Annotated in this window: 2 protein-coding genes and 1 pseudogene; 2 read left to right on the forward strand and 1 reads right to left on the reverse strand. The window is 34.6% G+C overall.

The genetic code is table 11. From position 1 onward, the window contains the following. Positions 1-93: 93 nt before the first annotated feature. Positions 94-945: pseudogene (locus AB3X49_RS21410) on the forward strand (DUF2935 domain-containing protein). Positions 946-1,146: 201 nt separating this feature from the next. Here the strand turns inward: AB3X49_RS21410 and AB3X49_RS21415 are convergent. After that, entirely contained in the window at positions 1,147-2,037 is an 891-nt protein-coding gene (locus AB3X49_RS21415) for a DMT family transporter (protein WP_002168408.1), read from the reverse strand. Between the two features lie 114 nt (positions 2,038-2,151). Between AB3X49_RS21415 and AB3X49_RS21420 the strand changes: the two genes are divergently transcribed. Further along, a partial coding sequence (locus tag AB3X49_RS21420) for a helix-turn-helix domain-containing protein (protein ID WP_367964604.1) occupies positions 2,152-2,418 on the forward strand: 267 nt, incomplete at its 3' end.

Here is a 2,418-nt window from a genome sequence, read left to right on the forward strand (position 1 = left end):
TAGTATAATTGAGCATTCCAGGAACAAGGAGTGATTGTAATGTCGACAGACCAACCTATTCCTGGACATTTTATTATGGACCCACAGTGAGCTATGCTGTTGCCACCGGAATTGAAAGCAGCTCCATCTGAATCATTAACAGAACAATTATTTATTGAACGATCTATAACTGAAAATAGATTTTGGTTACGTATTATGAAAGAGCATGCTTTGTTTCTTGGTGAGGGGTTTAATCGTAACGATAAAAATTTAATTCAGTAAGTAGAACAGTTTTATAATCAGTTTGATAGGCAACTGCAAAAAGCATTTACTATTCCACAAACTGTTCAAGCGGTAAGGCAATTAAATGAAGAGAGTATTCAGTTAGTGTATGCTTTTCGTAATTATAAAAGAAACTTACTAATTTTAATCATCAATTGTAAAGTGAAAGGGTTTAATTTTCCACTTTTAGTGGATCATGTTGCACGAGAAGCGGAATATTTTATGCGGACACTTCAAAAGTTTAATGAAGGCAAGATGGATCCTATTCAAGATGCGATTATTAGCGAGAATGTTTTCTGGTTACGAATTATGATGGAACACTCACGTTTTATTGGATCATTACTGGATCAATCGGAAAGAAATCTTTTTCATACAGCGTTGAAATTCGGTGATGATTTCGAAATTTTGCTTAACCAAGCTAGAGATGTTGAATCGATGTTATATCAAAAAGAACCGACATACCCGATTATAGGAAAAATGAATAAAGATAGTGAAAATGCCACTGTTGAGTTAAGGGATTTCAAAAAAGCAGGATTAGAGTTAATTCAAACATGTCAAATCCGAAATGTCATAAATCCATTGCTTGCTGATCATGTTACAAGAGAGGCAGAGCATTTCCTCTTCATGATTCATGTATTGGAGCAAAGGCTAAAGCAAAAGCAGGTGGAACAATCTCCGCAATAATAAATAAACAAGGAAAGCATGGCAAACTAATGTCATGCTTTTCTTGTTTATCCCGCTATTTGTCGGCAGTAAAACTCCCATCTCAAAATTTGGCTGGATCAAAGAAGTTATGAGGGAGAAAAACTGTCCGTAAACGCCCTATTGGTGAAGGCTAATAATCAGCGGGGGATGAACAAAACCCCCACTGATTAAAGTTTCACTTTATAAATTGTGATTTGATTGTTTCGGTTGTAATAAAAATAATGCTAATCCAATGAAAATAAGTAGAATTCCTAGTCCTTGCTGTAAAGAAATTGTTTCATCTAAAATGAAATAGGCTAAAATACAAGTTCCAATTGTCTCTCCTAAAATACTCATCGAGATAACAGTAGCGCTCATCCATTTTAATAACCAATTAAAAATTGTTTGTCCTAAAATCGTTGCAATGAATGCAAGACCTATAAAGGACCACCATGTTTGTGCAGTGTAATTGAAGAAAGATGACTGCTGTGTGTAAGCAAATATACCGAGAAAGAGTGAACTACTGCCATAACTAATTACCGAGTACGGTATTAGGGATAGGTCTTTACGAACATATTGACTAATGAAAAAGTAAGCTGTTATGACGCCAGCAGCAATAAAAGCTAAAATATCGCCGTATAAAGCCTCGCCACTAATTTGAAAATCTTGCCACCCAATCACGATACTTCCTGAAATTGCAATAAGGCAGCCTATAATCGCACCTTTCGTAAACCGTTCCTTAAATAAAAAATAACCACCGACCATTGAAAATAAAGGTTGCAACGTTACGATAACTGTAGAACTTGCTATGGAGGTATACTGTAATGATTCAAACCATAGTACATAATGAGCTGCTAGAAATAATCCAGATAAGAGTCCAAATCCCCATTGCTTTTTTGATAATGAGCGAAGTTCGCTTCGATTGTTTGTATTAAATATTAGAAACGGTAAAAGAATTACCGTAGCAAACAATAATCGATAAAAAGCAGTGATTGCTGCAGGGGCATCGGCTATTTTTACGAAGATAGCTGAAGTAGATAAGGCGAACACGCCGAAAAATAAGATGAAATATGAAAGAATAGGTGATTTCAAAGTTTGTCCCTCCGATTGGTTGTTTATTATAATGAACTGTATATAATATAATGTACAAAAGTTAGTATATAAGCCTAAGATGAAATAAGGAAGGATTAATTGCCACTGTTTAGTATGTCAGCACAAAAGGGACAAAAGATGTATTATGATGGACGAAAGGAAGTTGTAACAATGATTCATTATCGGCTAGGTCAAACTGTTTTAAGTTATCGTAAGAAAAATAATATGACAATTCGTGAATTTGCTGATTATGCAGGAATCAGTACTTCACTTATTAGTCAAATTGAAAGAGGACATGCCAATCCTTCTTTAAATGTATTGGAATTAATAGCGAAAGCATTAAATTTACCGCTGTTTACTCTTTTTATTAATGATATCGAT

Origin of the sequence: Bacillus sp. C30, assembly GCF_040838255.1 — a bacterium.
Classification (GTDB): domain Bacteria; phylum Bacillota; class Bacilli; order Bacillales; family Bacillaceae_G; genus Bacillus_A; species Bacillus_A mycoides.